The following is an 8,155-nucleotide window of genomic DNA, read 5'->3' as shown; positions in this document are numbered from 1 at the left end:
TGACATTGAAGCAACCGAATTAGCAGGCATCGATACATTGGTTTGACCAAAGACAGGAGCGTTATTTTCACAGCGTAAAAATGTTTTTACGCTTGCTGATGTTGGCTTAGTCTGTGCCGCTACGCTTTTGACACATGGATCGGCATTTTCGCAGGGATCTGGTGGTGTAGGAGTTGGTGTGGGGCTAGGTATCGGATTTGGACTAGGTGGTACCGGATTACCATCGGGATTCACAGGCGCGGGTAAGCTGGGGTTACTACTTGGCGGCTGCGTTGAGTTTCCTGGTGGGGTATTGTTGCTAGGTGGATTGGTTGAGGTTGGAATGCTGGGAAAACCCGGATCGATTCCGCCTGGTGTACCCGGCGGCACAAAACCACCAGGCGGAAAGCTACCAGAAAAAGGAGTACCAGGCGAACCACCTGGCGGAATTGGAGTTGTGACATCACCGGGATTATTCGGATTATTGGGAAATTCTAGTGGTAGTGGAGCGTTTGGATCGTTGGCAGGGATCGGCGTTACGGGAGGTCTAGGGTTAGCAGGTGGAGCCGCTGGGACTTGTTGGGGTGCGATCGGCGGTGGTGCGGCGGGTGTTGGTTGAGGATTGGGATTTGGATTTGGATTCGGTGCTGGTTGAGGGTTGGGCGGATCGCTCGGTGATGGGAAATCGCCCGGATTTGGGTTTATGGGCGCGGGTGGTGTGGCTGGGGATGGATTGGGGGGGGTTACGGGTTGAGGATTAGGGTTAGGGCTGGGCGTAGGTGTTGGGATCGGAGCTGGTGCCGGAATGGGTGCCGGAATGGGATTTGGTGATGGTGATGGCGATGGCGAGGGCGATGGAGTAGGGAAAGGGAGAGGGGATGGGACGAACGGATTTGGCACCACTGGGGGCGCAGTTTCCGGTGGTGGTGATGGCGAGGGGGATGGAGTGGGACTTGGGGGTGGTGTCGGAGTCGGTAACGGTGGTACTACAGGCGGGGGAATGGGTTCGGGTTCGGGTTCCGGTGGTGGTGGCGGATCTGAAGGGGGAAACGGTTCGGCAGGCGGTGGCTCTGGCTGTGGTTCTGGGGTAGGAATTGGATCTTCTTCAGGCGGTGGCTCTGGCTGTGGTTCTGGGGGTGCTTGCGGGTTGCGGCGAGGAAAAGGAACGATTTGAGGTACTCCACCTGGAAATCGATCGGGTTCTGGCGATGGTGGAAAATCGGGTATTACATCGGGTGGGCTGGGGGCAATTTCGGGCGGCGGTGCGGTGGGCGCGGCTGCACCCTCATTATTTAAGGGGGAGTCTGGGACAAACAGCAAGAAAGAACTAAAATAAGCTAATCCTGGATAATCGAATACTGTGGTGTTTCCATACAAGTCTTCCTGACCTACTCCAATTTGACCTGCGTTTACTACGATGATTTCTCCAAACGGAGCTTTAGCACGCAGTGTCGTTGGTGCTGGGGGATCGTAATTAGTGGTAACTGCCCCCAGCAGGGGGTCGAGTATGCCCGTAGAGGAAAAGAAGAGTCTGTAATTACCCAGCGCGTAGAGATCGGGGCGGGGCGGACTACCGGGGATAATTGTATTTGTCGGACCGTAGTCGGGTTCGGGGGCGGGAGTGAATAGACCTTCCCCAGGTGCGAAAGTAGGCGGCCCAAAAAATGGAAAAAATGGATTCGGGCGCGGCAACCGAGGATCGAACCGAGGGGATAATCCAAAACCCGGCATCGGCGAGGGTAACGGACTATTAGGCGGCGCACCAGGTGGGGGCGGACGAAACGGGACGATATTATTTGCTCCCGGTAGCTGGCTGGGTCTACCGGGAATAAAATTAGATGGCGGTGCGGGTGGCGGCGGCGCGACTGGTGGTACTCGCGCTGGCAGTGGTATCGCTGGCATCGAATTAGTTAGTCTTCATTGAAGCTGTTAATGGTGCGGCGGAAAGCTCCTCAGCATAAAACCATTGTTTCTCATCGCCTACGGCATAATTTGCGGTCAGTACGATCGAGTTGCGTCCGACGTGACGAGTTTTGTTAGTTGCCGCGACGAAATACGTACCAGCCTGAGCCGATCGCTGAGAAAAGTTTTCGCCCTCTACGGCAACTACTGAGGGATTGAGCGTAAACAGGCAGTTACTCGCCCATACCGCTAATTTTTCGAGACTGTTGATGTTACTGGGGATATCGGTCGCAATATTTAGAGCTGTCATGAGATTTTATGGGTAGATTTACTTTTACTGTTCCCACAATCGGCTGACAGGGAACGTTAAACCTATGTCCACTCAAACATTAGGTTTGGTGGACGCTGAATATCTCACCGCCAACGGCGGGTTACAGCGTGGAAAATTTAGGGGGTAAAAGTGGACGCATTCGAGTGGGGATTTATTGCCGCGTTTCAACTCATGACCAAAACTGCGATCGACAAGAGCGCGAGCTTAAAAGTTATGCCGATCGCTGTAATTATCATGTGGTGCGAATTTATAAAGAAGTTGGTTCGGGTGCGAAGAACGATCGGCTGGAGCGTAAGAACATTACCCAACTCGCCAGGGCGCGAGAAATCGATATCGTCTTAGTCTCGGAGTTGACGCGTTGGGGGAGAAGTACGATCGATCTGATCGATTCATTGAATCAGTTGCAATCGTGGGGTGTGAGTCTCATCGCCCAAAATGGGTTTCAGTTCGATTTGAGTACTCCACACGGCAAGATGATCGCCAGCATTATGGCGAGTCTTGCTGAGTTCGAGCGCGACTTGCTCAAAGAGCGGATTAAATCGGGACTGGCTAACGCCAGGGCGAAGGGGAAAACATTCGGTAGACCGCGCGGCGGGAAAATTGCGGACTCTTGCGATCGCATCAATCAACTTAGGGCTGAGGGTGAATCGGTCAGATCGATCGCCAAGCTTGTCGGTTTATCCCCGGCAGCCGTGGGCAAGTGCCCCCGATTGGAGGAACTGCCTGAGGGGATGAATTTTTAATCATCATCGAACATCCCTAAAAATACGCTAATCGAACCGTCGCTAATTTTGACGATCGGCTGTTTCCACGCGATCGTGATGCCATATTTAAAGAGTATTATTCGGATTGGGAACTGATAGCGATAGTTGCGTAACATAAAATGATTGCCCAATGATTAGGGCAATTATAACTAGATCTGTCCGGTCAATTTCTTCATTTTCTCAATTGCGGTATTCCAGTCTTTACCCAAATATGTCGATCGTTTTTTACCCGTCTCTGGATCGTTCCATCGCAGATATAAATAATCGTTGCCCTTGATGGTTTTAATTTCGATACTTCCATACATCCCGGCATCCCACGCGGCTTGTTTGGTGGCGGTTAATTTGGCATAGTCGATCGATTCTTTTAGGGATTTTCGTACCCTAACCACGGGGGCGGTTAGGGTATTTTGTGCCCTAAGCGGCGCGGCTATTTCGCGGTGTACCGTGGGCGGTTGTGGGGATAGGGATGAGATTGTCAGTTGTTGGCTTTTGGGCTTCTCCTTGAGAATGGGACGCGGACAAATTAGGTAATTTCGCATCGGTTGGTACTCCGATTTTGATGGCTTTGCGGATTGCTTTATTGTAATCCTTTGCCAGATATAGAGAGCGTTTTTTACCCCGATTATCGTAGTAACGCCAGTACCAATACTGATGGTCTTTAATCCATTTTTGCTCGAAGCCGCCGATGGGTGGCTGCCAATTATCCGAGTTAGGGACTAAAGAAATCTCAGTCCCTAACTTTTGAATGGGAGAGTTAGGGACTAAGAAAATCTCAGTCCCTAACTCGTCATAATCCCAGTCCCCAACGGGAAAATCGTAAGCATCTAACTCAGCGATTAAACTGAGTTGCAACGGACTAGAGTTTGTCATGATAGAAGTAATAGTTAATCGTCCCAACCCCAGATCGCACATCTGGGGTTTTTGAGTTAGTTTTGGTCGGATGAGTCTTCGAGGTCGGTGGGCTTGTCGGGTCTAAAGCATTCGATGATCTCGATGATGTCGATCTGACAGAATTCTGATATCTTGATCAGCTTCTCTATTGGTGCGTTGCCCGTCCATCTTGTCATAGTGTTCTGATTGACTCCGATCGCTTCTGCTACGGCTCCCAGTCGAAACCCACGCCGCCTAATTAATTCATTCAAACGTTTACCTCCATTGCTCATCAGCCGATTTGGCTATATCAATTATATCGCATTTCTACGAATTAGTAGAAATATTTCTACTAATTCGTAGGATTATGTTATAGTACTGATATTGCCAGCCTCAATTAGTTGTTTCTCACTCCTAATTGTCGGTCTGAAGGTACCCAGTACCGCAACTGCTAACGATAGCGGTATTTTTACATTTACCGCTATTCGTGGCGGCTAGGCAGATTTAAACGTTGGGTGACTGCTCTATTAATGAATGGTTAAATTAATCGAACCTGAATAATTAGCTATCCCAACGCGATCGATTTCCCTTATCGCCCCCACGCCTGGGGCTTACTTACCATGACCGAAAATCACGATGATGTCCTCTCGCTGACATCGCCGATCGCCAAAGAAGAAGCTTTCAGAGTCCACGCTCAAGCGATCGATTACCATTTAACTGAGTTAATCGCCGACATCCATCTGGCTGGCGATTCTACTGGACACGATGCGATCGCACATGCACTCGGTTTACTGGGTACCTGTCACTCGCTGATGGGTTACCTAATGTGTCATCTCGATCGCTTGATGGATGAGAAAAAATACAGCCGATCGAAGAATTAAACCACTATGCACAAAACAACAGCCAATCACCAATTAGGCAAAATCGTCACGGCTTTGAACGGTCACATTTGGCTACTTCATACCTGCAACCACTCTGATAACAATAGCTGTTTACCCCATCACGTTCGCGATCGCATCAGTGAGGCAATGGTTGGAGATATCGAGCAAATTATCACCGATATCGGCTGCTTACAAAGCGCGATCGCTAAAAATCTAGACAATGAAGATAAGGAAGATCCAATCCCTTTTTAATATGAATAAAAATCTAATTAAGCGACATACGCAAATAGCGATCGGGTTGCTTGCCAGCACTACCCCCAATCGCTATGGTAACGGAAAAGTCAATCACGCTCACCGCAATTACATCAACCAAACTATCAACGATTTACTGGAGATAATTTTGATGGAACTTGAAGAAAGTGATGTTCTAATTATACCTAAAAACTCCGATAATCTCAATCCGCCTGATGAGTCATAATGTGACGAAACACCCCGCCGGGGGTGTCGCGGGGGTAATTGCCCGTCAAGTTAGGTAGGGGCTTTTTAGAAGATTCCAGCCGTTTGGCTTAATAGCAATCTCCAGCCCTTATCATCCTTGCTTGTAATCTAGCTACTTAGGTTTTACTAATCGAGTTCAGACCCTAACGGGTCTAATTAATTCATCGCCAGACCTTGCCGGATTACATTTTTAACTAGCCCTAAAAATCGAATAATCACTATGACTAAAATTCTCGGCATCGATATCGGTGCTAAATTTGTCGTGGCGTTTAGTTTGTCAAGTTTACCAGTAGGCATGTCCTACCCAGACTTCTACAAACGGAACGCTAAAGTTTCCATATCTAAAATTAGAATGGACAATTCAAAAGAAGGATCGAGCGTGAATTTACGCGATGCGATCGCATTACTTGAAGAACTCAAACCTGACGCGATCGTCATGGAACCCACGGGGGTCTGGTATTCCCGGCTGTGGGCTGAAATAGCCGAACATTTGAATATTGAGGTTAAGTGGATCGGACACGGCGATCTCGCTCACAATCGCGGCGCGTATGGCTTTAAGGATAAAGACGATCGGACTGATGCCTTTTGTCTGGCGGTGAGTTATTTCGATCCGATCTTCAACGCGCGCAATTCGTGGTTATTCTGGCGAACTGGCGCGATCTCCCAGGTGAACGATAGGCTTTTGGAAATCAAGAGCCTGGAGTCAACGACTAAAATTCTGACTCAACAAATCCGCCAGCGGCTGAAATATGAGTTCCCAGAAATTGCCGATCGCGCGATTACTAACGGTCGCACCAAAGATGGCTTTACAGCTTGGATCGGCTGGCTGGCTGGCATTCACAATTATAAGCGGATCGAAAATGAGTACGCTAAATCGATCGCGACCGAGCTATCGATCGAACTCTCCCAATACACCCGCGATCATGCAGCCGCCATCGCTGGCAATGAAATTCGGGAAGTCAGATTAAAATCCGATCTATGCGATCGGTTACTCGATCAGTCATTCGATCGCTATCGGGAAACATTAGAGTTATTCGGCTTTGGGTCTGTGATGCAAGCGACGATCCTCACAAACGTCTACCCCTTTGAGAAATTTTTACTTTCTGGGGCACCGCATGTCGAACGATATGAAGACGATCGCGGTAAACACAAAAAAAATATGTCCCTGTCGGGTTTTCAGATCTCGCTAGGGATGGGTAAACGCTTAATAGAGTCTGGTTCGAGCAGCGCATTAATATATTCGGGTTCGTCATTTGCGAGAAAGATGCTCTACTGCTGGATTACAACTAATGTACTACCTGAGAAAATGTCGGAAAGTTGGCTAGTTAGCGAGTTAGATAAACGCGCTCTATCTAACGCTAAACCTGCTCTAACAGTGGCTCAACTACGGACGCGGTGGAAAGAGACTAAGGGGACGAATAAAGACCGTCACATGGCTGGCGTTCGCTCTGCTATGACGCTCGGATATCGGGTGACTCGGTTGCTCTATGACGAACTGTTAAAAACAGTTACATCTTAATCGATTGCACCCATAAGATGAGCTTTTGTGACTAGGAACACCAAATGCTTTTGACAGGTGTCTGTCTCCGTGGTAGGATTGTAGATTGTGTTAACTTTATTCAGATAGACTAGCAATAACCCTTGGCTAACGTAGTCGTAATTGGTGCCCAGTGGGGCGATGAAGGAAAAGGAAAAATCACTGACTTACTAAGTAAGTCGGCAGATGTGGTCGTGCGTTACCAAGGGGGTGTCAACGCTGGTCACACTGTAGTCGTGCAGGGTCAAACCTTTAAACTGCACTTAATTCCTTCCGGGATTTTGTATCCCGAAACTAAATGTATCATTGGCTGTGGGACAGTCATTGACCCCAAAGTATTGATCGAAGAACTGGATCGACTTGTCGAACTAAACATCCCTACCGACAAGCTCTTAATTTCCCAGACAGCTCATGTAACGATGCCTTATCATCGATCGATCGATGTGGCATCCGAAGAACTCAGAGGTGTTCATAAAATCGGTACGACCGGACGCGGAATTGGGCCGACTTATATGGATAAGTCCGACCGGATTGGCGTGCGGGTGCAAGATTTAATGGATGCGGATGCCTTCCGCGAGCAAATGATCTGGACGATCGCCCAAAAAAATGAGATTCTAGAAAAGCTTTATAATCTACCACCACTAGATCCAGAGCAGGTAGTTACCGAATATTTGGGATACGCCGAGCGGTTGCGCCCACATATCGTCAACACCTCAATCGAAATATACGATGCGGTGCGCCGCCGTCGCAATATCTTATTTGAAGGTGCTCAGGGGACGCTACTCGACCTCGATCACGGTACCTACCCTTATGTTACATCTTCTAACCCGATCGCGGGTGGAGCTTGTATCGGTACTGGCATCGGCCCAACGACGATCGATCGGGTGATTGGTGTTGCCAAAGCTTATACTACTCGTGTAGGTGAAGGCCCTTTCCCAACCGAGCTGGATGATATCAGTGGCGATATCTTAGGCGAACGCGGTGCTGAATTTGGCACCACTACCGGACGAAAGCGTCGCTGCGGCTGGTTTGACGGCGTAATCGGTCGTTATGCCGTCCGGATTAATGGGATGGATTGCATGGCAATTACCAAGCTGGATGTCTTGGATGAATTCGATGAAATTCAAGTCTGTATCGCTTACGAAATTAATGGTAAGCGCACCACCGACTTCCCCGACTCCGCGCGCGATTTTGCCAAGTGCGTTCCCGTTTACAAAACACTCCCTGGTTGGAAACAGAATACCGCAGATTGTCGATCGCTTGAAGATCTTCCCAAAGCTGCTTTAGACTATCTCAAGTTTTTAGCTGACTTAATGGAAGTGCCAATTTCGATCGTCTCATTAGGCCCCAGTCGCGACCAAACGATTATTGTTGAAGATCCGATTCACGGGCC

Annotated in this window: 11 protein-coding genes and 1 pseudogene; 6 read left to right on the top strand and 6 right to left on the bottom strand. The window is 48.9% G+C overall.

Features of this window, described 5'->3' with window-relative positions; genetic code table 11:
• Together RMO79_RS23630 and RMO79_RS23625 are read right to left on the bottom strand one after the other, a co-directional pair.
• Positions 1-1,881 (bottom strand): annotated as a pseudogene (locus RMO79_RS23630) (hypothetical protein); the annotation flags it as partial.
• A 4-nt stretch (positions 1,882-1,885) separates the two neighbouring features.
• Entirely contained in the window at positions 1,886-2,191 is a 306-nt protein-coding gene (locus RMO79_RS23625) for a hypothetical protein (RefSeq protein ID WP_310485720.1), read from the bottom strand.
• Between the two features lie 128 nt (positions 2,192-2,319).
• Between RMO79_RS23625 and RMO79_RS23620 the strand changes: the two genes are divergently transcribed.
• Positions 2,320-2,955 carry a recombinase family protein gene (locus RMO79_RS23620; protein ID WP_310485719.1) on the top strand — a complete coding sequence of 212 codons (636 nt, stop codon included), beginning with the start codon at positions 2,320-2,322 and terminating at the stop codon, positions 2,953-2,955.
• Here RMO79_RS23620 and RMO79_RS23615 read toward each other — a convergent pair.
• The 4 genes from RMO79_RS23615 to RMO79_RS23600 are packed head-to-tail and all read right to left on the bottom strand — an operon-like array spanning position 2,952 to position 4,139.
• Positions 2,952-3,092, bottom strand: coding sequence for a hypothetical protein (locus RMO79_RS23615; protein ID WP_310485718.1), 141 nt, complete (start codon positions 3,090-3,092; stop codon positions 2,952-2,954). The genes RMO79_RS23620 and RMO79_RS23615 overlap by 4 nt on opposite strands.
• 33 nt (positions 3,093-3,125) lie before the next feature.
• Positions 3,126-3,365 carry a hypothetical protein gene (locus tag RMO79_RS23610; RefSeq protein WP_310485717.1) on the bottom strand — a complete coding sequence of 80 codons (240 nt, stop codon included), beginning with the start codon at positions 3,363-3,365 and terminating at the stop codon, positions 3,126-3,128.
• A 25-nt stretch (positions 3,366-3,390) separates the two neighbouring features.
• A complete protein-coding gene (locus RMO79_RS23605) occupies positions 3,391-3,846 on the bottom strand; it encodes a hypothetical protein (protein ID WP_310485716.1) in 456 nt (151 codons plus the stop codon).
• Positions 3,847-3,902: 56 nt separating this feature from the next.
• Positions 3,903-4,139, bottom strand: a complete 237-nt coding sequence (locus RMO79_RS23600) for a helix-turn-helix transcriptional regulator (protein WP_310485715.1) — start codon at positions 4,137-4,139, stop codon at positions 3,903-3,905.
• Between the two features lie 327 nt (positions 4,140-4,466).
• Here RMO79_RS23600 and RMO79_RS23595 point away from each other — a divergent pair, with 327 nt between their 5' ends.
• From RMO79_RS23595 to RMO79_RS23575, 5 genes are all read left to right on the top strand, one after another.
• Positions 4,467-4,727: a hypothetical protein gene (locus tag RMO79_RS23595; protein ID WP_310485714.1), complete on the top strand. Its 261-nt coding sequence runs from the start codon at positions 4,467-4,469 to the stop codon at positions 4,725-4,727.
• A gap of 6 nt (positions 4,728-4,733) precedes the next feature.
• Positions 4,734-4,979, top strand: a complete 246-nt coding sequence (locus RMO79_RS23590; RefSeq protein ID WP_310485713.1) for a hypothetical protein — start codon at positions 4,734-4,736, stop codon at positions 4,977-4,979.
• A gap of 1 nt (position 4,980) precedes the next feature.
• Complete coding sequence (locus RMO79_RS23585) at positions 4,981-5,205, top strand: hypothetical protein (protein WP_310485712.1); 225 nt, start codon at positions 4,981-4,983, stop codon at positions 5,203-5,205.
• Positions 5,206-5,445: 240 nt separating this feature from the next.
• Positions 5,446-6,744 carry a hypothetical protein gene (locus tag RMO79_RS23580; RefSeq protein WP_310485711.1) on the top strand — a complete coding sequence of 433 codons (1,299 nt, stop codon included), beginning with the start codon at positions 5,446-5,448 and terminating at the stop codon, positions 6,742-6,744.
• Positions 6,745-6,866: 122 nt separating this feature from the next.
• Positions 6,867-8,155, top strand: a 1,289-nt coding sequence (locus RMO79_RS23575) for an adenylosuccinate synthase (RefSeq protein WP_310485710.1), incomplete at its 3' end; no start/stop codon positions are given.

Source organism: Chamaesiphon sp. VAR_48_metabat_403, assembly GCF_031422475.1.
Classification (GTDB): Bacteria; Cyanobacteriota; Cyanobacteriia; order Cyanobacteriales; family Chamaesiphonaceae; genus Chamaesiphon.
The sequence above is the reverse complement of the archived record's forward strand: the minus strand, read 5'-3'. Positions and strand labels throughout refer to the sequence as shown.